This window comes from Acinetobacter sp. PFS20, from assembly GCF_052261015.1.
Classification (GTDB): domain Bacteria; phylum Pseudomonadota; class Gammaproteobacteria; order Pseudomonadales; family Moraxellaceae; genus Acinetobacter.
This window is the reverse complement of sequence record NZ_JBPVZE010000001.1, coordinates 928,825-954,837: the sequence shown is the minus strand read 5'-3', so window position 1 is coordinate 954,837 and position 26,013 is coordinate 928,825. Positions and strand designations below refer to the sequence as shown.

26 protein-coding genes are annotated in these 26,013 nt (G+C 39.1%); 5 read left to right on the top strand and 21 right to left on the bottom strand.

Annotated elements, in window-relative coordinates:
* Positions 1-34: 34 nt before the first annotated feature.
* The 5 genes from ACS125_RS04540 to ACS125_RS04520 all read right to left on the bottom strand — a co-directional run bounded on the left by ACS125_RS04540 (position 35) and on the right by ACS125_RS04520 (position 3,012).
* Positions 35-412: a nuclear transport factor 2 family protein gene (locus ACS125_RS04540; protein ID WP_107882176.1), complete on the bottom strand. Its 378-nt coding sequence runs from the start codon at positions 410-412 to the stop codon at positions 35-37.
* Positions 413-440: 28 nt separating this feature from the next.
* Positions 441-821: a ribonuclease E inhibitor RraB gene (locus tag ACS125_RS04535; RefSeq protein WP_004795383.1), complete on the bottom strand. Its 381-nt coding sequence runs from the start codon at positions 819-821 to the stop codon at positions 441-443.
* A gap of 128 nt (positions 822-949) precedes the next feature.
* Positions 950-1,615, bottom strand: a complete 666-nt coding sequence (locus tag ACS125_RS04530) for an RluA family pseudouridine synthase (RefSeq protein ID WP_443270790.1) — start codon at positions 1,613-1,615, stop codon at positions 950-952.
* Between the two features lie 111 nt (positions 1,616-1,726).
* Positions 1,727-2,428 carry a DUF1003 domain-containing protein gene (locus tag ACS125_RS04525; RefSeq protein ID WP_443270788.1) on the bottom strand — a complete coding sequence of 234 codons (702 nt, stop codon included), beginning with the start codon at positions 2,426-2,428 and terminating at the stop codon, positions 1,727-1,729.
* 80 nt (positions 2,429-2,508) lie between these two features.
* Complete coding sequence (locus ACS125_RS04520; RefSeq protein ID WP_174764887.1) at positions 2,509-3,012, bottom strand: DUF2867 domain-containing protein; 504 nt, start codon at positions 3,010-3,012, stop codon at positions 2,509-2,511.
* 608 nt (positions 3,013-3,620) lie between these two features.
* On the opposite strand from ACS125_RS04520, the gene ACS125_RS04515 reads away from it, so the two are divergent.
* On the top strand, positions 3,621-4,322 hold the full coding sequence (locus tag ACS125_RS04515; RefSeq protein WP_443270786.1) for an SDR family NAD(P)-dependent oxidoreductase: 702 nt from the start codon (positions 3,621-3,623) through the stop codon (positions 4,320-4,322).
* A 73-nt stretch (positions 4,323-4,395) separates the two neighbouring features.
* On the opposite strand, the gene ACS125_RS04510 is transcribed toward ACS125_RS04515, so the two are convergent.
* Genes ACS125_RS04510 through ACS125_RS04480 form a run of 7 tightly spaced genes read right to left on the bottom strand, consistent with a single transcriptional unit; the run spans position 4,396 to position 11,156 of the window.
* A complete protein-coding gene (locus tag ACS125_RS04510; protein ID WP_443270784.1) occupies positions 4,396-4,854 on the bottom strand; it encodes a hypothetical protein in 459 nt (152 codons plus the stop codon).
* Positions 4,855-4,879: 25 nt separating this feature from the next.
* Positions 4,880-5,236, bottom strand: coding sequence for a hypothetical protein (locus ACS125_RS04505; protein WP_443270782.1), 357 nt, complete (start codon positions 5,234-5,236; stop codon positions 4,880-4,882).
* A 52-nt stretch (positions 5,237-5,288) separates the two neighbouring features.
* Positions 5,289-5,804 (bottom strand): hypothetical protein, encoded by a 516-nt coding sequence (locus tag ACS125_RS04500; RefSeq protein WP_443270780.1) that lies wholly within the window; start codon positions 5,802-5,804, stop codon positions 5,289-5,291.
* A 14-nt stretch (positions 5,805-5,818) separates the two neighbouring features.
* Positions 5,819-5,947, bottom strand: coding sequence for a hypothetical protein (locus ACS125_RS04495; protein WP_443270778.1), 129 nt, complete (start codon positions 5,945-5,947; stop codon positions 5,819-5,821).
* A gap of 58 nt (positions 5,948-6,005) precedes the next feature.
* Complete coding sequence (locus ACS125_RS04490; RefSeq protein WP_443270776.1) at positions 6,006-7,298, bottom strand: type VI immunity family protein; 1,293 nt, start codon at positions 7,296-7,298, stop codon at positions 6,006-6,008.
* A 10-nt stretch (positions 7,299-7,308) separates the two neighbouring features.
* Positions 7,309-8,307 (bottom strand): hypothetical protein, encoded by a 999-nt coding sequence (locus ACS125_RS04485; protein WP_443270774.1) that lies wholly within the window; start codon positions 8,305-8,307, stop codon positions 7,309-7,311.
* Positions 8,308-8,309: 2 nt separating this feature from the next.
* Positions 8,310-11,156 carry a type VI secretion system Vgr family protein gene (locus tag ACS125_RS04480; protein WP_443270772.1) on the bottom strand — a complete coding sequence of 949 codons (2,847 nt, stop codon included), beginning with the start codon at positions 11,154-11,156 and terminating at the stop codon, positions 8,310-8,312.
* A gap of 261 nt (positions 11,157-11,417) precedes the next feature.
* Between ACS125_RS04480 and ACS125_RS04475 the strand changes: the two genes are divergently transcribed.
* The gene (locus ACS125_RS04475; RefSeq protein WP_443270770.1) at positions 11,418-12,110 is read left to right on the top strand and encodes a tetratricopeptide repeat protein; all 693 of its coding nucleotides are present in this window, start codon (positions 11,418-11,420) and stop codon (positions 12,108-12,110) included.
* A gap of 120 nt (positions 12,111-12,230) precedes the next feature.
* Here the strand turns inward: ACS125_RS04475 and ACS125_RS04470 are convergent, their stop codons facing one another.
* The gene (locus tag ACS125_RS04470) at positions 12,231-13,460 is read right to left on the bottom strand and encodes a beta-ketoacyl synthase N-terminal-like domain-containing protein (RefSeq protein ID WP_443270768.1); all 1,230 of its coding nucleotides are present in this window, start codon (positions 13,458-13,460) and stop codon (positions 12,231-12,233) included.
* Positions 13,461-14,139: 679 nt separating this feature from the next.
* Between ACS125_RS04470 and ACS125_RS04465 the strand changes: the two genes are divergently transcribed.
* Together ACS125_RS04465 and ACS125_RS04460 are read left to right on the top strand one after the other, a co-directional pair.
* Entirely contained in the window at positions 14,140-14,424 is a 285-nt protein-coding gene (locus tag ACS125_RS04465) for a hypothetical protein (protein WP_443270766.1), read from the top strand.
* A gap of 220 nt (positions 14,425-14,644) precedes the next feature.
* Positions 14,645-14,986: a hypothetical protein gene (locus ACS125_RS04460; protein ID WP_312822088.1), complete on the top strand. Its 342-nt coding sequence runs from the start codon at positions 14,645-14,647 to the stop codon at positions 14,984-14,986.
* Between the two features lie 515 nt (positions 14,987-15,501).
* On the opposite strand, the gene ACS125_RS04455 is transcribed toward ACS125_RS04460, so the two are convergent.
* From ACS125_RS04455 to ACS125_RS04420, 8 genes are all read right to left on the bottom strand, one after another.
* Positions 15,502-16,317, bottom strand: coding sequence for a GIY-YIG nuclease family protein (locus ACS125_RS04455; protein ID WP_443270764.1), 816 nt, complete (start codon positions 16,315-16,317; stop codon positions 15,502-15,504).
* Between the two features lie 421 nt (positions 16,318-16,738).
* A complete protein-coding gene (locus ACS125_RS04450; RefSeq protein WP_078225511.1) occupies positions 16,739-17,314 on the bottom strand; it encodes a DUF4126 domain-containing protein in 576 nt (191 codons plus the stop codon).
* Between the two features lie 122 nt (positions 17,315-17,436).
* On the bottom strand, positions 17,437-17,571 hold the full coding sequence (locus ACS125_RS04445) for a zinc ribbon-containing protein (RefSeq protein ID WP_004640417.1): 135 nt from the start codon (positions 17,569-17,571) through the stop codon (positions 17,437-17,439).
* 322 nt (positions 17,572-17,893) lie between these two features.
* On the bottom strand, positions 17,894-18,409 hold the full coding sequence (locus ACS125_RS04440; protein ID WP_250374949.1) for a hypothetical protein: 516 nt from the start codon (positions 18,407-18,409) through the stop codon (positions 17,894-17,896).
* Positions 18,410-18,626: 217 nt separating this feature from the next.
* The gene (gene acnD / locus ACS125_RS04435; protein ID WP_443270761.1) at positions 18,627-21,233 is read right to left on the bottom strand and encodes a Fe/S-dependent 2-methylisocitrate dehydratase AcnD; all 2,607 of its coding nucleotides are present in this window, start codon (positions 21,231-21,233) and stop codon (positions 18,627-18,629) included.
* On the bottom strand, positions 21,233-22,390 hold the full coding sequence (gene prpC / locus ACS125_RS04430; RefSeq protein WP_002120737.1) for a bifunctional 2-methylcitrate synthase/citrate synthase: 1,158 nt from the start codon (positions 22,388-22,390) through the stop codon (positions 21,233-21,235). The genes acnD and prpC overlap by 1 nt, the downstream gene beginning before the upstream one ends.
* Positions 22,391-22,659: 269 nt before the next feature.
* The gene (prpB, locus tag ACS125_RS04425; RefSeq protein WP_004706036.1) at positions 22,660-23,544 is read right to left on the bottom strand and encodes a methylisocitrate lyase; all 885 of its coding nucleotides are present in this window, start codon (positions 23,542-23,544) and stop codon (positions 22,660-22,662) included.
* Positions 23,537-24,247, bottom strand: coding sequence for a GntR family transcriptional regulator (locus ACS125_RS04420; protein WP_014208068.1), 711 nt, complete (start codon positions 24,245-24,247; stop codon positions 23,537-23,539). The genes prpB and ACS125_RS04420 overlap by 8 nt, the downstream gene beginning before the upstream one ends.
* 515 nt (positions 24,248-24,762) lie before the next feature.
* Here ACS125_RS04420 and ACS125_RS04415 point away from each other — a divergent pair.
* The gene (locus ACS125_RS04415) at positions 24,763-25,977 is read left to right on the top strand and encodes an amino acid aminotransferase (protein WP_046812480.1); all 1,215 of its coding nucleotides are present in this window, start codon (positions 24,763-24,765) and stop codon (positions 25,975-25,977) included.
* Positions 25,978-26,013 lie beyond the last annotated feature (36 nt).

Here is a 26,013-nt window from a genome sequence, read left to right as displayed (position 1 = left end):
AAACAAAAAGCCCGAATTATTTCGGGCTTTTTTATTAGAACATACCATTTTCATTGACGAGCGGGTCGGGCTGTACTTGGCCAATATCCCAAAACTCAGCAATTTTTCCATTTTCAAAACGACAAATATGGACCACGGCCAAGGTGGTTAAACCATTCATTTGCATTTCAAGTTTAGAATGCACAGCAACCAAATCGCCCTCTTCAATGACATGTTGAACATCAAAGACTTTGTTTGGAGTTTCAGCCGCGCTTTCACGCATCCCTTCTCTTAAAGAATTCGCATCACCCGCATAATAAGGGTTGTGATGCTTGAAGTTCGGTGCGGTATAATTGCTATAGGCTTCATCGACTTCGCCAGCTGCGGCAAGCTCTAAAAACCGTACTGCAATTTGTTTTTGAGATAAGTTCATAATTATCTCCTACTCTTTATTTTAGACCTTACTGCAACAGGTCATCTTCGTCGTCGCCTTCCTCGAAGACATAGGCCATACAGCCCCATCCATCATATTCGCCCTGAAATTTTTCAGCGATGCTGGCAAACCATTGTTCCAAATCAACAATATCTGAATACTCAGGTTCCATGTTGACAAAGATGGTAATCACCCACTCGTTTGGCTCAACAGAGTCATCTTGGAAAAGTGAAACTTTTTGTTCTTGATAAAGTAAATACAGCGCACATTGCTCTGCATTTTTTTGATCTTGAAAAGCAATAGAAAATTCAATTTCATGCAGCTCGGTTAAATCGTCCCCATCTTCAGCCATTTGCCAAAGTACATTGCCGTTATCGTCATCTGGAAATTGTTCGTAGTCACGAGTCATAAAGTGATCCTTGTTGTTGTCGCAGTATTAATATTATTCGACATCAAGAATACCCGACTTTTATTGCAATTTGGGTATATATTCCGTTCCCAATTGCACCAAATTGAATTTTTAATTGTATATAAATTTTAAAAAGGCACTTGCGATTCAATCACCACATCCGTGCCTTTTAATGGATGCTGAAAAGCCAAATATGCAGCATGTAAGGCCATGCGGTTTAAGTGAAAACGTTTAGGTTCAGGGTGATATAACTTGTCGCCCATAATCGGATGGCCAATATGCATCATGTGCACACGTAGCTGATGCGAACGTCCTGTGACTGGTTCAAGTAATACTCGACTTTGATCAGTATTTTCATCATAAACCAAAGGCTGAAATAAAGTTTTAGCGTATTTACCTAATTCAAAATGTACAATTTGTCTTGGGCGATTTTCCCAGTCGGTAATGAGTGGAACTTCTACACTACCCTCTTCTGCGACTTGGCCTTGCACCAAAGCAATATAATATTTTTTGACTGTTCTGGCCTGAAACATTTTACTTACCGCAACTTCTGCATCACGATGTTTGGCAAACATAAGTAAGCCCGATGTGGCCATATCCAAACGATGGGTGACCTTAGCCAAAGGGAACTTTTCCAGCACCCGTAAATAAGCGCTGTCATGATGTTCAGGTAAACGGCCCATGACCGACAACAGGCCCGCAGGTTTATCAACCACAATTAAATCGTCATCTTCAAATAGAATTGAAAGTGGATCTTGTGGTGGAGCGTAAACAAAATTGTCGTTTAAAGGCATGGTCGTAGAAACAGCAATGGAGCATGGCGGCAGATCATAAAGAAATTTCAGACCTACCGCAAAATAATCTATAACGCTCTACTCACGTTCCACGTGAAACTCAGAAAATCTTTATCGTTTTTTATTCATTTCAGCCAAAAGATCGAGCTGAATTTCTTGAATGTGTGCAAGCCGTTCCCACTGATGCGACAAAAGATGGTCCATTTTTTCATGCAAATGGCGAATCTCAAGCTCGGCTTTTAAATTAATTTGATAATCATGTTGAGAACGTAAGCGATCTTTGGCTTCTTGGCGATTTTGACTCATCATAATAATCGGTGCCTGAATTGCCGCTAAGCATGACAAAACTAAATTAAGCAAAATAAAAGGATACGGGTCGACAGGACGTACCACCATCACAACCGTATTTAGAATAATCCAGCCTATTAAAAATAGAGCAAAACAAATAAGAAAAGCCCAACTTCCCCCAAAAGTGGCTATTTTATCTGCCAGTTTTTCTCCAAGCGTCCATTTTTGATCAAAATCTGTTTCTGTATTTCGACTGATCAGCTCATGCCGTTGCATACTGCCAATCACTTCATTTTCTAAATTAGATAATTCGCCTTTCTCCGAGCGTAATAGCGACTGCACATATTTAATTCGATAATCTGCCAGATCGGCTCGACAAATAAAGCTTGAGTAAGTCCAGTCTGGGTGATCTTTTAAAATTTCATCGCTGATAACATTCCGAATGACTTCACCAGACACAAGATCTTTTAAGGGAAAATTCTTTCCACAAACGGCGCATTGGCGACAATGGTTTTTATTTTCCATATTATTCAGCTCGTTATTATGATAATAAGATTAGTATATAAACGATTTTTGCTGATCGCTTCGTAAATAAAAATAGTACTCTAACCTAATATCTGTAAAGTCGCTGGCACTATTTTTCGATGAGCAGGAATTACAGGTACCATGTACAATCGCCCAAGCAGATTTTTGATATGTACCACTGTGGTCACTGTAAGCACTTGGGTATCTTCATTTTTATAAATAGATAAAGTCACATTTAAATGCTTATCATCATCTCCGATCACTAACTCATTTTCGGTACGTTGCCGTAAAGTAAAAATTCCAATTCGGTCGCCTGCAACATACTCATTTTCTTTTTTATTCGAATCAATCTGCTTAAAACTTCCTAAATCTTTAAGCCCAATCTTGGAAGTAATTTTATTGCGTAGATTCATACTCCACTCTATCCACTGCGGAGTATGCTGGAACAATTTAATAAGCTGCTCAAATACATTCAGGTCGGGCTGACCCAACACAATACTCCACGAGTCGTGGAAGTAAGCATTGTTCAATTGAGATGAGATTTGGCTGTCATGCGGCAAGGCAGAAAGATAAGGCTTATTCATAAATTATATTCTTGTAAAGTATCGTTTTTATTATAGAGAATTTTTTAGGGTGTCAAGGGAAACCGTCTATGGTTTACTTCAACAATTATAACTTTGTAAGTTAGAACCTTATGCCTATAAACTTTTGATCTATAGCGTCCTAAGCCGAATCGAGACCTTTTGGGTGAGTACACACTAACGTTATACGTTTTGGTGCATGCTACTCTTTTCGATCCCTATCACACCCTTGAGATATAGTTTAGCCAGCACCCTGTGGGATTGTTTTTCTAAGAACAGCTAATTTTAAATATTTTTGGTAATTTTTACGCAAAAATTCAAATTAAAAAGAATATATTCCCATTTCATAATAATTAGTTAATTTTAAATTCCACTTTATTTGTGTTTTTCGGTTTATTTTACCAAGAAAATTTTTTAAGCCAAATTGGAAGTTCGTTCAACCGCGCATGTTTAGCCCAATAACTCATGTAAAGCTGACTCCCTAATCCCCACTTTTAAGCATTTTTATTCTTTGGGCACTATTCTTAGAGATAACTTTTGCGCTTGAATACATTATAAAAACATATTATAAACTATTTCTAACCAAATAATTGGTTTTTTGGAACTTTATAATGAACAACAATATTATAATTTTTGGTTATGGAACAGGTATTTCCAAAGCCGTGGCATATAAGTTCGGTAAAGAAGGCTATAAAATCGGTTTAGTGGCACGTAATGCTGAAAAACTCGAGAAGGCCATTCTAGAACTTAAAACACAAGGTATAGAAGCTTATGCTTTTACATCTGATTTAGCAGTTCTTGAAGATATACCAAATCTCGTAAAATGTATTAAAGACCAATTCGGAGAGATTAAAAATATTCATTGGAATGCTTTCCATGATATTGAAGGTAATATCTTAAAAACCCCTCCACTAGAGCTTACTAAAAGCTTTCATATTCGTGTTTCAAGCTATATTGCTACGGTGCAAGCTTGCTTAGGTGATTTAGAGAAGAATCACGGTAGCATTTTATCGACAAACGGAATTTTTGCTTTCGATGCAGTGGGCATCGATTTAGTTGCTAAAGAATATTCATCATTAGCAACTACGGCTGCCGCTCAATACAAAGCCACCAACTTGCTTGCTCATAGTCTCGCTGACTCAAATGTTTACGTGAGCCAAGTGATTGTAAATGGTTTTGTAGATGGAACACCTGAAGCGAAAGATAAAACCTACACAGTACATCCAGAAACGATTGCGGAGCAGTTCTGGTACTTACATCAGCATAAGCAAGAAACTGTTTCTTTTTGTGGTGAAGCCATTCAAGCTGCTTAAATAATTTTCTTATGGCAGAAGAAGCGTAATTAATTACGCTTCTTCTAGTTTTTTAAAATTTATAATTTTTTAATTATTTTTTATACTCTGAAGGATCAATTTTGTATGCTTTAAATAAAATTGAACGGGCATAATCTTTTATGCGTTCATCATGTTTAATAATTAAATAAATATCTTTTTTGGTCAGAGGAATTTCATTTAGTAAATCAGGCAAGTCCTTCGACCTTATACCACTGACTTCACTAGGTTGTTTCAAGATATCTGGATCTTGTTCTTTGAAATTAAAGTCTACACCTTGTAAATTGAAATAAACCATAATCCTTCTATTTAAAGAATCACTATCATCATATAAAACAGTTCCTGCAGGAAGGATTGTATATGGTGCATAGTTATCGAAATTCGATGCTATCCGCAAAGGTTTTTCTAGAACATGAATTTCGGGTGTTTTTGTACGATTCCAGAAGTAATAATTTAATAAGGACTGAACAATGAAAAGTAAAATTAGTATGGTAATTAATAAATTCTTTTTCATATCTACTTCTTATTAAAAATATCTTTTATTCTTTAACTAAAAATTCATAGGTTTTAGTTAGCTTATCATCGCCTCGCCCATAAAAATATGTATTAATTATAATTTTATATTTTCCTTTATATTTAGGAATACCTTCTATTTTTATATGATTGTATCCATCTATATCATCTACTGGAGTAATTTGGAAACCCTGATTTTCTTGAATATTAGACGTTAATTCAAAATGTTGTTCTGAGACTTTACCACCTGTAATTTTAATAAATTGACTATATGACTTTCCTACATAAGCTACTGGGAGCTCATGTGGTTCAATCTTGTAATCTCTACTACACCCTAAAAAGCTTGTCATTAAAAACAATATTATTAAGTTTTTAAAGTTCATCTTTATTTCTCTAGATTTCGGGCATAATTATAGCCAACCCATCCTAAACCTTTTAAAAAATTTTCCACCATTGCTTACTTTTTCTCTGCTCTTCCGCGTCTTTTATGGCCTTATTAATATCAGCTTCTATTTTATCTTTATTGTTGTTCCATATCTTATTTAGTACCTGATCAATATCTTCTCTACTCCATAAATGAAATAAGCCACTACTCGCACCCATCGCCTCTATAACTTTTTCATGAACCTTCTGATTATCATAATCTTTTATTTTTTTATTAAACATATCTATAACCAAATCGTTGATATTTGGCTTTAGGTCATTATAAAAATCTATTGTCGTATGATCATCTAAATTATCATCTTGTATAACCCATTTAGGTACAGAAAAATAAAGATCACTAATAATAATTTCTATTCGTATAATATTTTTATAATACATAGTCCGCTGCGTACCATTAAATCGAATTGCTATTATTTTTTCTTCATCCCAAGATAGTTCTTTCGTTAAATATGGAGAAGACTTTTCTTCTTTATGATTACTTTCTTGTTTAAAAAAATTAAATAGCATAGTTTTGCCTCTTCTTAAAATACAGTCCAAGCAGTAAATACTTCTAGTTCTTTATCGAATGCATCTACCAGTTGATATGCAGCAATCCCCCCAATTTCACCACCAATGAGGATACCAACACCTGAACACTTCCTTGCATACATTAAAAAGCCCATCATCTAGATAGGCTTCATATATTAATAAATTAAATAGATAAAAATCTTATTCATTTTCTATATCTAAATACCAAATGGTTTCACCCCAAGCATTATCTTCAATTTCAGGCATGATTTCACCTTCTGTAAAGTAGCGCTTTTCCATATTATTTGCAGGACTATACCATTCGCCTGTTTTCGGACATATTTCACCACCGAGTGCCTTCATTTTATTTTGCTCTAATAGCACTGCATGAATCTTATTGACTCGTTTACCTTCTGGCCAATCGCTATCTTCATCAAAACGGGCAATCCATTGTGGAGAGTTCTCTATGTCAAATCTTGGGTTTGGATCATCATCCCATGGATCTAAAGTTGTTAATTTCAAATCGTTGCAACGAATTGGCCTAATAAGCTCATTTGCCATCACCAGTAAATCTGGAACACCCTCTTCAACTGGATAAAGTGATAATTCTCCAAGTCGAATCCATAGACTAAATTTTTCAGGGTCTGTTGAATCTAGTAATTTAGTAATCTCGATTCGTGGATCATTAAGTTTTAAGCAGATTTGCTCCTCGCTTAACCCTAACCTTTCTATCCAATAGGGAGAAAGTAAAAAACACCATGTTGGAGTTCGTAATCCAGCTCCAAGTGCTGAAGAATTAATATATCCATCACTATCATCATGGGTATGACTCATATTCCCAGGATGATCGATATCTAAACCATAGAAATAGTCACTAAAAATACGCTCTGCAATTTCAAATTCTGGAGAAACCACAGGAAATTGAGCAGTACATCCAATTTCATATCCACTATAAGCTTGTATTGGATTAAGTTTTATTAAACACTTTTTAACAAATGCATACCATTTGTTTTTATTTCCTCGAAACCATTTATCACCAAATGAAATTTTTAAACTAGAATATCTTGAACCATCATCACGAATATTACTTTGTAAAGCCCAACGTGGACTTTGGATGTCCGAATCTCCTGTAGTAGCTGCTATAAAATATACAAAATATTTTTTATAGGTCTCGTGCATTTGCTCTATTATTTCTTGTCGTGTTTGCTTCCATCTCTCTGATTTTTTCCATGTACTAGCACCACTTTTTGATTTTCGATAACGCAACTTAAAGGGCTTATCAATTATTTCATTTTCAAATTCTTCATAAATATCGATAACTTTATTAGCTATCTCGTCCACTTCATTATCTTGATGATAAATATAAAAGGTAATGTATGGACAAATACCAAACTCTTGATCTTCCTCACCATAAATAATTGAAGTATCAAGTGGAATATCCCGTACTAACTCAAAAATCTCTTCATCATTTAAAAAAGTTTCAGGTGTAATCATGTAATATTCCTTAATTGGTTTTACGCTTTTTATTCGGTGTTGCAGGCTTAGAGTCTTTAGCTTCTGTAGATGATGCATCTTCTGGATAGCGGAACAATGATAATTTAAAGCCCTCACTTGCTGTTATTTTACTGGCTTTCTTTGCATGGGCACATTGATCTTTTAACTTTTCATAATTATCAAATTGCTCCTTATCAATCCGGTCATTCTGAAATTTAATTTCAACCAGTGCAAAAATATTAGTTAAAGTTAAAGGTTCACCACGATACTCAGGAATAATAATATCTGCACCAATTACACCTTTACCTTTATAAGGCATCGGCCAAAATGGATTTAATTCTGAACCGACCCTTTTAATACGTGTCTGACCATCTAATTGAGGGGCTAAATATTTCTTAGTTTTTATATCATAACCGAAACATACTTCTGATTTTAAAGGACTACGCCATTTTAAAAGCTCGTCCATAAACTCAAACATGAAATTTACGGCAAGTTGTTTTAATCTAATAATAATATATTCATCAACACTTGCTCCCGCTAATTCTTGAGCAGTCATCTTCAATAGCTTCGCGACGATATCCACCTTACTCTTTGGTATGACATCTTTTAATTTTTTACCTTTTTGTTTTCTTAACTGGATCATTGGCAAATGATCTGCTTTTTCACATATTTGGCTAATAATAGGTCTAAAAGGAATTTTCTGCTTTATGGCCGCAGTAATTACATTACTTTTGACTTGTGGTCTTCCAGAAGCAGACTTTGTAGTATTAGATTGTTTATCACCTGTGGTCAAAGTCGTTAATAATACTTTTTCACGTTGCCGATCAATCTTGTCAGTAATCTCCTTATCAAGATTTTTCATTATTTTCTTGATTTCTTCTTTTGCCTTTTTAATATTATCTTGATAGTTTTTAACCTCATCGTAAGCATTTGCTGCTGTACGATATAATTCATATGCCGTTATTGCATATCCAGCTAGTTCAATTATTCCAATCACGACAGGAAGCATAATTATTTTCCTACTGAACTCATTTTATTAGCTACCTGTTCTAACTTTGCTTCCCAATTCTCAGTAATACGCTCACTTTCTCTCATTACAGATTTATAACCTATGATTCTTTCTCTATTCTCAGTCACTACTTGTTCAGTCAAACCTTGATTATCAGTAACGCCTTGCTTTATTAGGTTATTTTTTGAGTCATAAATAGAATATTTATAACCTTGGAAACTTCTCCCATCTGCCTTAAATAATTGATATTGAGCAGAATAAGGAGATTCAGCAAATTCTAATTTAGGTAATGCAGGAACATTAGCATTCGCACCCCCACCCTCCATAAACAAATGTTGCCCAGCCTTCACCTCAAATTTGCCACCAGTAGTCATAAAAATGCCCGAACCAGTAATTTTGACTTGAGAGCCGCCTGCGGTGAGTACAATTTCTTTGGCTGCTGTCGCTTCGATTTTGTCTTCTGCTGAAATAATCTGAACAGCTTTACGGGCAATTAAATCTGCTCCATCACCTTGCGCCTGTATTTCGACTTTACCTTTGCCCGCATAGAGTCTTGCACCTTCTTGAGCTGCAAAAAGGCTAATTTTATTTTGGGCATGCGCGATTAAATTCTTTTGGGTAGACAGGTTAATGCTGTCCCCAGCAGTTTGATTTAACTGACCATCTGCGCTTAAGTGAATATCTTCGTTACTGCTCAACGCGATGCTATTGGGGCTTGCCAACAGCATAATTGCTTCTTTAAAGGTTTTGGCTTTTGCGTTGTCTTGCTGTTCAAGTTTTTCAATAAAGGATTTTAAGTTTTCTAAATTTTCTAATGGATCAGTTTGCTGATTTTTGGCAACTTCACTGAGTGCCTTGGCATTGCTAAGACCGCCTTCAACTTGTTGTTTGGCCTCATTTGCATCAAGGTGTACACCTTGGGCTTGATCCTGTTTGTGGGTGCTAACGAGTAAACCACTGCCAGCTCTTACCGCTCCCCATTGATCTGTTCTGAGTTCGAAACCTTCACCACGGCCGTCACTTTCCGCTTTATCTTTTGGATGGCTTAAGTTACCCAAGTTGAGTTGGCTTGCCGCATGGCTGCTTTGGAGCTGGGCACTGATTTGTCCTGTCGTGTCATCAAAGCGTAGCTGGTTAAAGCCTTTGCCATCGACTTCTTCTGAACGGATACCACTGAGTTTTTTAGTATCAGGTAATTGACCTTTCTGGTCGAACTGGGTCGGGTAACATTCAGCTTCGTGAATACGCCCCACCACAAATGGGCGGTCAATATTGCCGTCAAAGAAATCGATCACCACGATCTCACCCACACGTGGCAAGAACCGTGCGCCATAACCCGCACCTGCCCATGGAGTGAGTACATCAACCCAAGCGGAATCGGTGTCATTGTCGTTACTTCCCGCTCCACCATCATGGCTATGGTCGTCAGCTCGGGTAAACAGGAAGCGGACTTTAATGCGTCCCCACTGGTCAACATGAATGCTTTCACCCTCTAACCCCACCACTCTAGCGCGCTGCGGGTAAGCGGCTGGTCGGTGCTCTAGCGGGTTATATTCAGGGACAGCTTTAATGTTGCGTCGAACGACATTTAGCTCAGCAAAATGGCGTTGCTCAGGATTTTGCGTGTCGAGTTGGGCAGCTTTGAGCTTGTCTTTTGGCAATAGACGCTCAAGTTGCTGTTGTAATTCTTTCGGTAAATTATTCTGGTTATAGTAGTGTTTGCTTAAGATTAAGAACTCTTTATCAGCACTGTCGTGTTGGTCGAGTTCAGGATGATCATTGAGTTCAAACCAGTAACCCACCTGTACATCGCGGACGTTGCCTGAAACCGTAAACTGTTTCGAACTCAAGTGATGATAAGCATTAATATGCTGGTTAAGCTGTTCAATCTGGCTATTGCCTGAAGCTGTAGCTTGATCTTCACCGTTTAAGTCTTGCATCCACGCGGGACTAACATGCCATGCATCTTCAAGGTTTAGGCTGGCATTGTCATAGTGTTCGCTGTGCTTTTGTGTGCCTTGTACGCTACCACTACCCTCTTCTTGTTGCAGGGCATCGGCTTGCCAACGTTGCACATGTACAGATGTCGGCTGTAAGCGGCGCTCAGCTTTAACTTGGGTAATGGTATCGAACTGTTCTGTGGCACTGCTGCGTTGGTAGCGTAGGCTACGACGGTCAAGAGCTTGATAGTGCTGATTATCGTCAATTAAGCGTAAGACTTGTGGCCGAATGGACGCATTCGGGTCAGCGACAAAAAGCTGAGATTCATCAACTAGCCAGTTAATACCCTCGCTACGCCATAGACGGGTTAAAAAGTCATAGTCGCTTTCGTTTGATTGCATCACAAATGGACGCACATCGTAGTCTTTGCTTAAACCAGATGTGTCGAGCGTTAGACTTGAGGCAAACAGCGGGCTTTTACCCTGCCATTCTTTAAACAGAATTTCGCTAATATCACGCACGCTTTTATTCATAAACACGCGGCTGTTACGACGTTTATGCCAAAGTGCAGTTGGGTCTTTTAAGGTGAGGTTATAAATGGTGAGTGAGCCGTCGCTTTGACCTTGGCTCGCTTCGGTAATAATGCCCGTGGTTCTAAAAAACTGACCTGTGTCAGTGACCTGATCGATGGCAACCTGACAGCCAATAAATTGTTTTAATGCAATATGCGCGTTTGTCGACAGACACAGTAACTCAGCAACGCTACCTTGGTTGAGCGTATGTTCGCCCTCAATGCGTTGTAAGAAGACTTGCTGATTTAAAGACTGATTTGAGAATTGGATATGAACAGCGCGATTTTGTGAAACAAGGCCTAAACGCTCCAATATACTCGACACACTCATCTGCATTTTTATTATCAATCAAACTTATATTTAAGCCGTATTTTAATTAATAAAAGACTAATCTGTCTATCTATACTCATTTTCAAAATGTAACTAGTCTAAATATGCTGTTTTACGTTAATTTCTTATTAAATAGGTATTTAAACCGTAAAATCAGATCATTTTAAAGCGCTATAAATCAGCCCGATATATTTAATATTTTTCTTTTATATTCAAATAGATATTAAATAAATCAACCATTCAAATTAATAAAATTCAGGATGAGATATGAAAATAAAAAAGTCTGCTTTTTATATATTTACCGTGATTTTCTCACTTCATTCTTTAGCATTTGCGGAACCGAGTGTCGCCGATATTCAATATCGTGCAGAGCAAGGGCAAGCTGTTGCTCAATATCATTTGGGGATGATGCTTTTAAGTGGTGAACAAGGCGTTGTTAAAAACTATGAACAAGCGTTTAAATGGCTAACTGCGGCTGACCAAAATGGAAGTATGGGGGCAAAATATAGTTTAGGGATGATGTATTACACAGGCACGGGTGTTGAAAAAGATGCCAAGCGCGCTTTTGATTATTTCACTAAGGCTGCGGCCAAGGGCCATGCTAAAGCGCAATATAACTTAGGGGTGTTATATGACAGAGGCGAAGGAACTGCGCAAAATTATGTGCAGGCGTTTGAGTGGTTTAGTCGTGCTGCCGAGCAAGGCTATCCACCCGCAGAATACAATTTAGCTCAGCTATATAAAAAAGGTCACGGCGTCACCCAAAGTGATGAGCAGGCGCTGAAGTGGTACACCAAAGCGGCCGAGCATGATGAAAGTGATGCCCAGTACAACTTGGCCCAAATGTATTTAAACGGTGAAGGCACGCCGAAAAACTTAGAAATGGCAAAGAAATGGTTCCAGCAAGCTGCCAATACAGGCGATGTAGATGCGAAAGAAATGCTTAAAAGTTTAGAATAAATGGCATCTTATTTTTTAGATGACTGGACTTAAAAAAATAATAAATTTCTATTACTTATAAAGCAGTATGTATGACCTATTTTATTGTTTTTATAAGGTCACATTCATTTCGATTTTAAATTACCCTTCCCATTTTCTAAAAACGAGACAAGTATTTACGCCACCAAAACCAAAGCTATTACTCATGACTGTTTTTAGTTCGGTTTCTCTGCTCGTTTGAACAATATCGAACTTTTTAGCTTCTTCGCGCAGTTCGGTAATATTAATACTCGGCGCGATAAAGTTATTTTGCAGCATTAAAATAGAATAAATAGCTTCGTGTACGCCTGCTGCCCCCAAACTATGTCCAGTCATCGACTTGGTCGAACTGAGTGGCGGTACTTTTTCGCTACCAAAAGCTCTTTCTATAGCCAATAGTTCGGGAATGTCTCCTGCTGGCGTTGAAGTGCCATGCGTATTGATATAATCGATGGTTTCAGAGCCATTTTGCTTGGCTTCTGCGAGTGCCAGTTTAATGCAGCGAGTCGCGCCTTCGCCACTTGGAGCTACCATATCGACACCATCACTATTGGCAGCGTATCCAACCACTTCTGCCAAAATTTTTGCTCCGCGCTTTTGGGCATGACTTAAAGATTCCAAAACTACCATGCCACCGCCGCCAGCGATCACAAAACCGTCATTATCTTTTGAATATGGGCGTGAAGCTGTTTCTGGTGCATCGTTATATTTAGAACATAATGCACCCATCGCATCGAATATTGCTGTTTGGGACCAATGGTCTTCTTCACCGCCACCCGCCAGCATTAAGTCTTGTTTACCAGCGGCAATAAGGTGAAATGCATAGCCAATTGCGTCGGCTGAAGTAGCGCAGGCACTTGCAATGGATTGAGATATACCTTTTAGGTTGAAAGCATTTGCTAAGTTAGAACTCACCGTATTTGTAAGATAGCGTGATGCTAAATCAGGTGAGACTCCGCTTGCGCCTTTTTCTTTTAAGGTATGTAGCATGTCGATGATAGAGGCTGTCGAACTGCCCCCTGTTCCCCCAATCACGCCATATTTTGAGTTATTGGCAATGTCAGTTGCATCAAGCTCAGCGTGTTGTAGCGCATCAAGTGCCGAGTTGTAGGCATACATCGCGCAAACGCCCATATGCTTTTTTAACTCTGGATCAATATTTTCAAAATCCATTTCGGCTGCGGCGCTCACGTGACTTCGAAAATTCAGTTTTGCATAGACATCGTTATAGCAAATGCCTGAGCAGCCTGCTTTTAAGGACTCGGTTACTTTCTCTAATGTATTTCCAATACAGGAATTAATTCCCATACCTGTTATGACGACACGTTCCATTCTTATCTCTATAAAAACGACAAAAATAGATCTTAACAACCAAGTTCTTTTTTGGAACTGGCAAAATATCTCTATATTTATTATTTTTTATAATCAAATATAAATAAAAAGTTAATAATAATATTTTTATTTTAAAAATATATTTAGCTTTATTATTAAATCAAAAATATTTTAAATATTAAATTGACGTAATTAAAATCACCGATTATTATCTCGTTGCTGGCCACATTGCCAGACGGTTTTGACAGACCGTAAGCTCATAGCGGATTATAGTTCTACTATAGTTCGTTAGACCCTTGCGTCCCCTTTCTTTGCGGTAGGACGGGAGGGGGACGCCCTGTGCGTGCTGGTTCTATGAGCTCCAGTCTGTCAACCCCCTTTCGTTCTACCACCATAATCAATTGACGGTGATCTGGTGGTAGAGCTCCATATTTTAAGGAGTTGACCATGACATTTTTCAAACTTATTTCCTCTCTTATTTAACTATTTTATTTATTTAAAATTTGGGTTTTCTATTTCCTAATTTTTTAAATTCATAAACTATTTTTTATTTTAAAAATTTAATTATTTTATTTTCCTAAATTTATGGAAGGATTAATTATTACCTAAAATTATTTTAAACCTTAAAACTAATTATATTTTTACTCTACTCATAGATATAAATCATTATGAGAATAATATGACAATTTATAAACCTATTTTGGCTTTAAGTTTCGTTCTAGGCAGCTTGAGTATTTCGGGCTGTAACTTACACACCCAACAGGATTTTGAAAAAATTTGCCTGTCGGGTGGACACACCAAGACCAGTTGCGACTGTATTTATCAGCGACTTGAACAAGCTTACTCCCCTAAGCTCATGCAACGCCTAGCACATGTCAGTTTGCAAAGTCCTGTTCTCCCACAGGACTTTGCCCCTACTTTTTTCAGCGTCATGCAGCGGTGTGACAAAAGTAGTCTGGGTTAAGCGTTTGGCTTAGCTCGTTATCTCTGTGCCGCAATAGTTTATTACTTTAAATCAGCGCAAAAGATTAAAGTCTGTTGTGGCGCAGGGGCCTAAAGAAGAATATTTTTAAGAAATTTGAACTCTTATAGTCTAGATATTCCTATACTCAACTCATTTTTAACGATAAAGTCATGTTTAATAAGTAGTATTTTTTAACATTAATATCATAGAGCTAATAAAAATGAGTTTTTATACAGAACTACAAGTTCGTTATACAGATTTTGACACGATTGATTTATCTACTGAAAAGCAAAAAATTCTAGAAATATTAACGGAGGATTCAATCCACGAAGATGTTTATGGTGCTTTAGTAGATGCCTTTTCTGATGGTCAGGCATCCCTTAATGTCGATCCCGTTTATTGCTTACAACTCATAGAAAAAATTACCCCTCTATTTCCAAATGCAAATTTTGAATGTCGAGGGTTAGGTGAAGAATATTTCTATACGTGGATTCTTTGTGTTGAAAATGGGCAGATCATTTTTAGCAGCAAGCCTTGGGAAACTGAAAATCCTTTTATATAAAAATAACCATACCCATTTTTGTACGTTTTAACCTACAAACTTTTAGGGATTTTGCGGATTGGCGACTTCCTGCTTTTTTCCTAATATGAACTCATACAGGAACAGGATGTTCCGGAACATAAAACAACAATAATAGGTTCATGCATCAGGATCGTGAGATACGACAGGAGTCATATCTAGCAACCAAATACGAAAAAGCTCGACAGGATGTCGGGCTTTTTTTATATCTGAATATTGGGAAATTTCAGGGTTTAAACGACTGAATCATTTCTCAATGTACGTTTTATCCTACAAACTTTTGAGGGTTTTGCGGATTGGCGACCTCCTTCTTTTTTCCTAATATGAACTCATACAGGAACAGGATGTTCCGGAACACAAAACAACAATAATAGGTTCATACACCAGGAGCGTGAGATACGACAGGAGTCATATCTAGCAACCAAATACGAAAAAGCCCGACAGGATGTCGGGCTTTTTTTATTTAAGTTAAAAATAACTCTATCGACATGTATATCTTAATTTAGGTTATACCCGAACTTTCTTGTCTGAAGCGTTTCTTTCCACCAACTTTCTCGTTGGATAATGACGTTATCATCTACCGTCGACTTAAATATATCGAGAATAGAGAATCTAAAATTTTCTTCCATGTATGCAAGATCTAAATTAACTAAGCCTTTATTGCCGCCATGCTTAGTACGAACATAAGCTTGCCAACGATTTAAAAGCATGTCTTCGCCATAGGCAGACCCAACATACATCTTTCCATTATTAATATCAGTAATCAGATAAACACCCTTTTGGTTTCGTAAAGCAGTCCTCCATGAATCCTTACCTATAACTCTTGATAATTCATTCCAAGAGATGTTTACATTTTCATAACCAGGGAAAATATCATTGTCGAATATATCTGGAAGCATTTGTACTACTTCACAATCATCAAGTACAGATGTCGCCCGTCTAACCATATTCTGTGATGTATTTTTAAATCTAATTACCACTCGACCAAAAAATTTACGGTATTCTTCAATAACTTCATATTCATAGCCAATACCATTAAGAATATTCAAGTCTTTAGTAATCTTTCCTATATGAAATAAAAGCCATAGATCTTCATTTCTTTTTATTTTTATAAGACCGATTGTTGTTTGGCCATCTTTATAAGATTTATTTTTATTGTAATTCCAATAATGTCCTTGCAATAAGACTTCCTCTTCGCCATTTTTGAATATCTCAATTGGATTCCAATTACCATCAAGCATCAGATTGAATCTAACTTTCACGTTATCAAAGTCATTCAATTTCAAAATATCATTAAGTTTTATAAGAGACACACTAAACCTTCGAAATATAATAAGTTCAATAAAATTTATGAATAATCTACTGATTATAATCACGAATCCATTAGAGGATGGTCGAGAACAAACTCTATTTTTTAACAAAAATCTCTTAATTAAAGTTATATAAAAATAAACCACGCACCTATCGCAACTACAAAATATCCCACACTACATTTCCTATGTACGCTTTAACCTACAAACTTTTAGGGATTTTGCGGATTGGCGACACTCTACTTTTTTCCTATGATGAGTTCATACAGGAACAGGATGTTCCGGAACATAAAACAACAATAATAGGTTCATGCACTAGGAGCGTGAGATACGACAGGAGTCATATCTAGTACCCAAATACGAAAAAGCCCAACAGGACGTTGGGCTTTTTTTATGCTCATTAAAAAATGATGTTTACGTTAGCCTATAGCGGACTATGTGCCTGTTCTTGTTTTTTATGACGTATCCAACGTATTGCCAAAATAACAGCAATAACCACCACAATCGCAACCAGCGCAGGAACTAACAAAGCTGAAACCGAAAGTAAGATTGCTCCAATCCACTCCCCTGTAGCGACTACAAAATTCCCTAAGCCGCCTGTGGTTGCAGTTGAAACACCACGTGCAGCAACTGTACTCATTTGCACCACACCAGCCGTACCACCGCCCACAATAATCGCTGCTGCCCAACCTGCGAACTGCGACATTTCTCCGCTGCTGACCGCCATCGTGGTGAGCGTACCCGCAATCATAGCAGCAGGTGTCGCAACCGTGTCTAAGGCATTATCGACCCATGGAATATAATAAGCAGCAACTTCACAGACTGTTGCCACAGCTAAAGCCAAGCAAACCGATGGCATAGCTAACCACTCAAAACCTTTCGATGGCTCAAACCATCCCATCATTGTTGCAATGCTCATCACCAACAACGGTACAAACACGCGAAAACCGCAGGCAGCGCTCAGCCCCACGCCAATACATAAACCTAATATAGTTTCCATAACGGTTTCCTTTTTCATGCCCATCGCGGGTCTTGTTATGTAAGTCTTATTTTAAACTAACAAAAAGCCCCATCGGGTGACAGGGCTTTTTGTTAAATGCGAACGCAAATATTATTTTATTCTTAACGTTTAAACTCAGTGCAATAGCATTTAGTGCATGGTGGTAAACGATCTGTATTAATTTCTAAAAACACTCTCTGGCCACATTGAGCGCAGAAATAGAAGCCTGTTCCGGGTTTTTCGCCAGCTGTTACCATGATTGCATTCCTATAATCGTATAGATATTAAACAGGAATATAACCCAGTTAGAGTGATTGTCAATTGTCCATTTCGCCCGATGATGATGGCATAAATGCAAAAAATGTTATTTGTACGATATATCTTACAAACTTTTAGGGATTTTGCGGATTGGCGATCCCCTGCTTTTTTCCTATGATGAGTTCATACAGGAACAGGATGTTCCGGAACACAAAACAACAATAATAGGTTCATGCACTAGGAGCGTGAGATACGACAGGAGTCATATCTAGCAACCAAATACGAAAAAGCCTGACAGGATGTCGGGCTTTTTTTATATTCTTATTTTTCTGCTAAATAACTTCTTACACGTGCATCATTGAGTAAAGTCATTACCCCTTCTGCAATACATCCATTTAAATCTTGTACTAACACACCACTCGTATGAGGAACTGTAAATGGAATAGTTTGTCCATTTCCTAAAGTCGCTTCGAATTTAATTTTACTGCGCCAGAAAAGCAGATTGGTGTAGGTACTACGTAATGAATTTACTTTAATCGCAATCGATTTCGATCCATTACCCTCTACAGGTTGACCATTTTTCAATAGTTCTTTTTGAGTCTGTTGTACCATCGTTTCTGTAATAGACTTAATACTAGAGTCCAGTTTTGTGCCCATATAAGAATATACAATCACTCGTTCATCTGAAGTTTGAGCATTGGTCACATCTGCCTTACCAATAACCTTCACAGGTTGAATTAAACCTGCACGTAAAGGGTACTCTGTACTTACATAAGGCATCGTCCCACAAGCAGTTAATATAAGAGAGCAAATTGAAATAATTAATAAGTTACGCATTGATATTTTCCAAGAAATCTATTGTGATTTATATTTAAGTGTAAGAGTCGCGTATCTTAATGTAAGTTAAAGAGAATTTGATGACAAAAATAAAATAATTTTTAAAAATATAATATATGCAGTCATTTTTTATAATTAATTATCTACGTATAAACAAATAAAAAACCCCACTCTAAAGCGGGGCTTTTACAACTATATCAATTATTTTAACTCAATATTAAGCCACCTGACCTTCTAAAAAGTCTTGTGCAAAACGCTGTAATACACCGCCCGCTTCATATACAGAAACTTCTTCTTCTGTATCTAAACGGCAAGTCACCGGTACTTCAAGAATCTCTTCTTTACCATCCGCTGTGGCACGTTCAATCACTAAAGTTAAAGTCGAACGCGGTGCAATATTACCAATTACACTATAAAGCTCTGTACCATCTAGTTTTAAAGTCTTGCGGTTTACACCCGGTTTAAACTCAAGTGGTAATACACCCATACCCACCAAGTTGGTACGGTGAATACGCTCAAAACCTTCTGCCACAATGGCTTCAACACCTGCAAGGCGTACACCTTTAGCAGCCCAGTCACGGCTTGAACCCTGACCGTAGTCAGCACCCGCAACAATAATTAATGGCTGTTTACGGTTCATGTAGGTTTCAATCGCTTCCCACATACGCATCACTTCGCCTTCTGGCTCTACACGCGCTTTTGAACCTTGCTTAATGGTACCGTCTGAACGAACTACCATTTCGTTATAAAGTTTCGGGTTAGCAAATGTTGCACGTTGTGCAGTCAAATGGTCGCCACGGTGAGTTGCATATGAGTTGAAGTCTTCTTCTGGTACGCCCATTTTGTGAAGGTATTCACCCGCAGCCGAGTCCATCAAAATCGCATTTGAAGGCGATAAATGATCGGTGGTGATGTTGTCACCCAAAATTGCAAGCGGACGCATGTTCGCTAAAGTACGTGGTGCAGCCAACGCCCCTTCCCAATATGGTGGACGGCGGATGTAAGTACTTTGTGGACGCCAGTCGTAAAGTGGGCTTTCAGCTTCTTCCGTTACGCCTAAATCAAACATTGGAATGTAGACTTTACGGAACTGTTCAGGCTTCACGGCTTGCTTTACTAATGCATCAATTTCAGCATCAGATGGCCAGATGTCTTTCAGGTAAATCGGGTTACCGTCTTTGTCATGACCTAACGCATCTTTTTCGATGTCAAAACGAATCGTACCCGCAATTGCATACGCTACGACAAGCGGTGGAGATGCCAAGAATGCTTGTTTTGCATAAGGATGGATACGGCCATCGAAGTTACGGTTACCAGAGAGTACTGCGGTTGCGTACAGGTCACGGTCAATAATTTCTTGTTGAATGACTGGATCTAACGCACCCGACATACCGTTACACGTTGTACAAGCATAAGCCACAATACCAAAACCAAGTTGCTCTAAGTCTTTTAGAACACCCGCTTCTTCAAGGTAAAGTGCAGCCGCTTTTGAACCCGGTGCAAATGATGATTTCACCCAAGGTTTACGAACTAAACCTAGCTCATTTGCCTTACGTGCCAACAAACCTGCCGCCACGGTGTTACGTGGGTTAGAAGTATTGGTACACGAAGTAATGGCAGCAATAATGATTGCACCATCTGGCATTAAACCGTCAGAACGGTTTTCAACAACACCCGCGATGCCTTTTTCTTTTAAATCGCTTGTTGAAACACGTGCATGTGGGTTTGATGGACCAGCAATGTTACGCGTTACTTTTGATAGATCAAAACGAAGTACGCGTGGGTACTCTGCTTTGGTCATGTCAGATGCCCAAAGGCCGATTTCTTTTGCGTACTGTTCAACCAATGCCACTTGAGCATCTTCACGGCCTGTTAGGCGTAAGTAGTCGATTGTGTTTTGGTCGATGTAGAACATCGCAGCAGTAGCGCCATACTCTGGTGTCATGTTCGAAATGGTTGCACGGTCACCCACAGACATGCTGTCAGCACCTTCACCAAAGAACTCAAGGTAAGCACCAACCACACGCTCTTTACGTAAGAACTCAGTTAAAGCCAATACGATATCTGTTGCAGTAATGCCTGCCTGACGCTGACCGACAAACTCAACACCAATAATGTCTGGCAGACGCATCCAAGATGCACGGCCCAACATTACGTTTTCAGCTTCTAAACCACCGACACCCACAGAAATTACGCCCAATGCATCTGTATGTGGTGTATGTGAGTCGGTACCTACGCATGTGTCTGGGAATGCTACGCCATCACGCGCCTGAATGACCGGAGACATTTTCTCTAGGTTAATCTGGTGCATAATGCCGTTCCCCGCAGGGATTACATCGACATTTTTAAATGCGGTTTTAGTCCACTCAATAAAGTGGAAACGGTCTTCGTTACGACGGTCTTCAACAGCACGGTTTTTTGCAAAAGCGTCTGGGTCAGCACCACCATATTCCACCGCTAAAGAGTGGTCGACAATAAGCTGAGTCGGCACAACTGGGTTGACTTTAGATGGGTCACCGCCTTTGTCAGCAATCGCATCACGCAAGCCTGCAAGGTCAACCAATGCTGTTTGACCTAAGATGTCATGACACACCACACGCGCAGGATACCAAGGAAAGTCCAAGTCCTGACGGCCTTCAATCAACTGGGTTAAATAAGCAGTTAAGTTCTCGGCATCGGCACGGCGTACCAATTGCTCTGCGAGTACTTTAGACGTGTAAGGCAGTTTTTCGTATGCGCCTGGCTGAATATCTTCAACGGCTTGACGCACGTCATAATATTCAAGCTGGGTACCTGCCAGCGGTTTACGGTATTTTGTATTCATTAACCACGCTCCGCCAATGGTTTAAATTCGAGGTTTTCAGGGCCTGTGTAGTTCGCGCTTGGACGAATGATTTTGCCGTCTTGGCGTTGTTCAATCACGTGTGCTGACCAACCTGCTGTACGTGCAATCACGAACAATGGTGTGAACATTGCAGTTGGAACACCCATTAAGTGATAGCTCACTGCACTGAACCAGTCGAGGTTCGGGAACATGTTTTTCACTTCTTTCATCACTGCTTCTAAACGCTCAGCAATGAGGTACATTTTGGTGTTCTCTTGTGCTTGTGCTAAGTCATGCGCCACTTTCTTGATCACTTCGTTACGTGGGTCAGAAACTGTATATACAGGGTGACCAAATCCGATTACGACTTCTTTATTTTCAACACGTTTACGAATGTCAGCTTCTGCTTCGTCTGCATTGTCGTAACGTTGTTGAATGACGAATGCAACTTCGTTTGCGCCACCGTGCTTAGGTCCACGAAGTGCGCCAATACCACCTGTAATTGCTGAGTACATGTCAGAGCCTGTACCTGCCACTACACGTGATGTAAATGTTGATGCGTTGAACTCGTGCTCAGCATACAAAATAAGTGATGTATGCATTGCTTGAATCCATTCTTCAGATGGTTTTTCGCCATGAAGTAAATGTAAGAAATGCGCTGCAATAGAGTCGTCATCTGTTTCAACTTCAATACGACGACCGTTGTTGCTGAAGTGGTACCAATAAAGCAGCATTGAGCCTAGGCTTGCCATTAATTTATCAGCAATGTCTTTTGCGCCAGCTTCGTTATGGTCTTCGTGTTCTGGAGTTAAACAACCTAGAACTGAAACACCTGTACGCATCACATCCATTGGGTGTGCAGACGGTGGTAATTGTTCAAGTGCAGTTTTAAGAGCTGCTGGTAAGCCACGAAGTGCTTTTAATTTTGCTTTATAGGCTTTGAGTTCAGCTTTGTTTGGTAATTTGCCATGTACGAGCAAGTGAGCAACTTCTTCAAACTGACTACCTGCTGCAAGGTCAAGAATGTCATAGCCACGATAGTGCAAGTCGTTACCGCTACGTCCTACGGTACAAAGTGCTGTGTTGCCTGCAACTTGTCCGCTAAGTGCAACTGATTTTTTTGGTTTGAAGCCTGTTGTTGTTTCATTTGAGCTCATAAGATTGTCCTTTCCTATCTATCTGAATTTGTTTATTAAGCACGACGGAGTCGTACCATTTTCACTTCTTATTTCAGGATTAACCTTCAGTTTGACCTACTTTTCTTTCGGGAAAAGTAGGCAAAACCATTGTCATCTGCAAAACTCGTCCACAACCATCGGATATCCTATCTATCGCAGAACCATTTTTAAAAAATGTAGTCCTGCCTCAAACAGTTGCAGATGACGTCTCCGAGTATCAGATTCCAATTAATCAACTTTTTAATTTATTACTTCTTTTTAGCAAATGCGTTGTCTAAGTAGTCTTCAAACGCGTAGTAGTTAATGCGTTCATATAACTCTTTACGCGTTTGCATAATATCAACCACGTTCTTTTGCGTGCCTTCTTTACGCAAGGTTTCATACACAGTTTCGGCTGCCTTGTTCATGGCACGGAAAGCAGAAAGCGGATAAAGCGCAAGGCTTACATCGGCAGATGCTAACTCTTCAGTGGTAAACAGTGGTGTAGAACCGAACTCTGTGATGTTTGCCAAAATCGGTGCGCCAGTCTTCTGAGCAAATTGCTTGTACATATCAAGCTCGGTAATTGCTTCAGGGAACAACATGTCTGCACCCGCTTCAATGTAGGCACCCGCACGGTCAATGGCAGCTTGTAAACCATCTACAGCCAATGCGTCGGTACGTGCCATAATTACGAAGCTGTCATCACCACGCGCATCAACCGCAGCTTTAATACGGTCAACCATTTCTTCTTGAGTCACAATGGCTTTATTCGGACGGTGACCACAACGTTTTGCGCCCACTTGGTCTTCAATGTGCATTGCCGCAGCACCAAACTTGATGAGTGCTTTTGTCGTACGGGCAATATTAAATGCAGAAGCACCAAAACCTGTGTCCGCATCGACCAATAATGGAAGATCACATACATCGGTAATACGGCGTACGTCGGTCAACACATCATCCAGGTTACTGATTCCTAAATCAGGTAAGCCTAAAGAACCAGCGGCTACACCACCACCTGATAAGTAAATCGCTTTATAACCTGCACGTTTTGCCAAAAGTGCATGATTGGCGTTAATGGTTCCAACCACTTGTAATGGCTTTTCTTGGGCTACTGCATCGCGAAATAGCTGACCTGCGGATTGTTTAGCCATTGTTATGTTCTCCTTGTGCTTGTAGCAGTGTTTGCTCAATAATTTTGTAAGAAGCATTGATATGTCGATGCATGAGCAGCTCGGCAAGTTCACCATCGCCTTCTGCAATTGCATCTAAAATACGGATATGTTCGTCCCAAGCTTTGCTCGGTCGATCGGGTGTGTTTGAAAACTGAATTCGGTACATACGGATGAGGTGATAAAGCTCATCACATAGCATTTTTTCTAAGGTTTTATTGCCACTACTTTTGATAATGCAGTAGTGAAAATCGTCCTGCCCTTCTTGCAAATAATATCCCTTACCTGCTTTAAAGTTTTCATCTTCAGCGTGCATACGCAAGACATCACGTAGCGCCAAAATTTGCTTTTTATCAATATGTTGTGCAGCAAGTTTGCAAGCTAAACCTTCTAATGACGCACGAATCTGGTAAAGCTCTTTAAACTGTTGCAGTGAGAGCGAAACCACGCGAGCGCCCACATGTGCTGTGCGCTCAACCAAACGTTGACCTTCAAGGCGATGAATCGCTTCACGCAATGGCCCACGGCTAATGCCATAAGTCCTAGCCAACTCAGGCTCAGAAATTTTGCTACCTGCCGGAATTTGACCTAAAACAATCGCCGTCTGTATTTGTTTAAATACATTCTCGGTCAGTGTTCTTCCCTGACTTTGTAATGGCTCTGGTGCGTAGGTCAAATCTTGCATATTGTCGACAATTTTTAATCAATTATGAGTTTTATAGCGGTATGAATGAAAAAAATCAAGGTGATTGTTGACACTTTACAGAACGCATCAGGTCAATTTTTATAGTTTGGCCTGTTCTCTCACCTAATATTTAGAGCATTACACCACTTGCTAATTAGTATTTATAAAACAGTTATTTAATATTATTTTACCTATAGATTTATGGCACTTTTTTAGCTGCTTTTCGACCTCTAATCTTTTGTTTCAAACTTTAGTCTACAACCAATGTATTACAGCAAGATTGTAGACAATCTGCTTGAATGAAAGCATGAGTTATAAATTAGTATCTATTTACCGTAATTTCTTTTAAATCTTTTTATCATTTTCATCCAGAAAATATCGATATTAGTGAAATTATCAGGTGCTTCACGGTAGCTTTATTGATACATTATTGAACATCGACATAGATGTAATGTATTTTTCGAGACAGAAAAAACCCAGCACTATGCATATTGTTGAATGAAAGGACTTTTTTGATGTTTCAACATATCCCCCCATACGCAGGCGATCCAATTCTCTCTTTAATGGAACAGTTCAATGCTGATACTCGTTCTGAAAAAGTAAACTTGAGTATTGGTCTTTATTATAACGAAGACAGTATTGTTCCTCAGTTAGAGACCATTATTGAGGCGCAAAAGCGTATTGAGCCTAAAAACGGTAAAACCAAACTTTATTTGCCAATGGAAGGCTTCAAACCTTACCGCGAAGCAATTCAAGCACTTTTATTTGGTGCAAACAGCCCAGCAGTTAAAGCTGGCCGTGCTGTGACCATCCAAACACTTGGTGGTTCAGGTGCATTGAAAGTTGGTGCAGACTTCTTAAAAACTTATTTCCCAAATTCAGACGTTTGGGTAAGCCAACCAACTTGGGATAACCACGTTGCGATTTTCAATGGCGCTGGCATCAAGACTCATTTCTACCCATATTTCGACAACGAAACGCGTGGTGTAGATTTTGACGGTATGTTGTCTACACTTAAAACTTTGCCTGAGCAAAGCATTGTGTTGTTGCACCCATGCTGCCACAACCCAACGGGTGCTGACTTAAACCCAGCACAGTGGGACCAAGTAATTGCAGTATTAAAAGACCGTAACCTTATTCCATTCCTAGACATCGCTTACCAAGGTTTTGGTGACGGTATGGAAGAAGATGCGTATGCAATCCGTGCTTTAGATCAAGCGGGTCTAAACTTCATTGTGAGCAACTCGTTCTCTAAAATTTTCTCTTTATATGGCGAGCGCGTTGGCGGCTTAACTTTCGTATGTGACGATGCAGAAGCTGCTCAGTGCACATTCGGTCAGTTAAAAGCGACTGTACGCCGTATTTACTCTAGCCCTCCTACAACAGGTGCTTGGTTAGTTGATGAAGTGTTAAATGACGCTGAACTTAACCAACAATGGCAAGGTGAAGTGAAAGAGATGCGTGAGCGTATTATTAAAATGCGTAGCATCTTGAAAGATGAACTCACTAAAGCATTACCAGACCGTGACTTTAGCTACCTTGTAAACCAAAAAGGTATGTTCAGCTACACAGGTTTAACTGCTGAGCAAGTAGATATCTTGCGTGAAGAATATGCAATCTACTTAGTACGTAGTGGTCGTATTTGTGTAGCAGGTTTAAACATGAACAATGTTTACACTGTTGCTAAAGCAGTTGCAGAAGTACTTGCTAAATCAGTAGAAGCTGCATAAGACATCTATTAAAAAAGGCGCTTCGGCGCCTTTTTT

Coding starts and splice junctions, on each gene's coding strand:
- ACS125_RS04540 (WP_107882176.1), bottom strand. CDS start 412: ATGAACTTATCTCAAAAACAAATTGCAGTACGGTTTTTAGAGCTTGCC.
- ACS125_RS04535 (WP_004795383.1), bottom strand. CDS start 821: ATGACTCGTGACTACGAACAATTTCCAGATGACGATAACGGCAATGTA.
- ACS125_RS04530 (WP_443270790.1), bottom strand. CDS start 1,615: ATGCCTTTAAACGACAATTTTGTTTACGCTCCACCACAAGATCCACTT.
- ACS125_RS04525 (WP_443270788.1), bottom strand. CDS start 2,428: ATGGAAAATAAAAACCATTGTCGCCAATGCGCCGTTTGTGGAAAGAAT.
- ACS125_RS04520 (WP_174764887.1), bottom strand. CDS start 3,012: ATGAATAAGCCTTATCTTTCTGCCTTGCCGCATGACAGCCAAATCTCA.
- ACS125_RS04515 (WP_443270786.1), top strand. CDS start 3,621: ATGAACAACAATATTATAATTTTTGGTTATGGAACAGGTATTTCCAAA.
- ACS125_RS04510 (WP_443270784.1), bottom strand. CDS start 4,854: ATGAAAAAGAATTTATTAATTACCATACTAATTTTACTTTTCATTGTT.
- ACS125_RS04505 (WP_443270782.1), bottom strand. CDS start 5,236: ATGAACTTTAAAAACTTAATAATATTGTTTTTAATGACAAGCTTTTTA.
- ACS125_RS04500 (WP_443270780.1), bottom strand. CDS start 5,804: ATGCTATTTAATTTTTTTAAACAAGAAAGTAATCATAAAGAAGAAAAG.
- ACS125_RS04495 (WP_443270778.1), bottom strand. CDS start 5,947: ATGTATGCAAGGAAGTGTTCAGGTGTTGGTATCCTCATTGGTGGTGAA.
- ACS125_RS04490 (WP_443270776.1), bottom strand. CDS start 7,298: ATGATTACACCTGAAACTTTTTTAAATGATGAAGAGATTTTTGAGTTA.
- ACS125_RS04485 (WP_443270774.1), bottom strand. CDS start 8,307: ATGCTTCCTGTCGTGATTGGAATAATTGAACTAGCTGGATATGCAATA.
- ACS125_RS04480 (WP_443270772.1), bottom strand. CDS start 11,156: ATGCAGATGAGTGTGTCGAGTATATTGGAGCGTTTAGGCCTTGTTTCA.
- ACS125_RS04475 (WP_443270770.1), top strand. CDS start 11,418: ATGAAAATAAAAAAGTCTGCTTTTTATATATTTACCGTGATTTTCTCA.
- ACS125_RS04470 (WP_443270768.1), bottom strand. CDS start 13,460: ATGGAACGTGTCGTCATAACAGGTATGGGAATTAATTCCTGTATTGGA.
- ACS125_RS04465 (WP_443270766.1), top strand. CDS start 14,140: ATGACAATTTATAAACCTATTTTGGCTTTAAGTTTCGTTCTAGGCAGC.
- ACS125_RS04460 (WP_312822088.1), top strand. CDS start 14,645: ATGAGTTTTTATACAGAACTACAAGTTCGTTATACAGATTTTGACACG.
- ACS125_RS04450 (WP_078225511.1), bottom strand. CDS start 17,314: ATGGAAACTATATTAGGTTTATGTATTGGCGTGGGGCTGAGCGCTGCC.
- ACS125_RS04445 (WP_004640417.1), bottom strand. CDS start 17,571: ATGGTAACAGCTGGCGAAAAACCCGGAACAGGCTTCTATTTCTGCGCT.
- ACS125_RS04440 (WP_250374949.1), bottom strand. CDS start 18,409: ATGCGTAACTTATTAATTATTTCAATTTGCTCTCTTATATTAACTGCT.
- acnD (WP_443270761.1), bottom strand. CDS start 21,233: ATGAATACAAAATACCGTAAACCGCTGGCAGGTACCCAGCTTGAATAT.
- prpC (WP_002120737.1), bottom strand. CDS start 22,390: ATGAGCTCAAATGAAACAACAACAGGCTTCAAACCAAAAAAATCAGTT.
- prpB (WP_004706036.1), bottom strand. CDS start 23,544: ATGGCTAAACAATCCGCAGGTCAGCTATTTCGCGATGCAGTAGCCCAA.
- ACS125_RS04420 (WP_014208068.1), bottom strand. CDS start 24,247: ATGCAAGATTTGACCTACGCACCAGAGCCATTACAAAGTCAGGGAAGA.
- ACS125_RS04415 (WP_046812480.1), top strand. CDS start 24,763: ATGTTTCAACATATCCCCCCATACGCAGGCGATCCAATTCTCTCTTTA.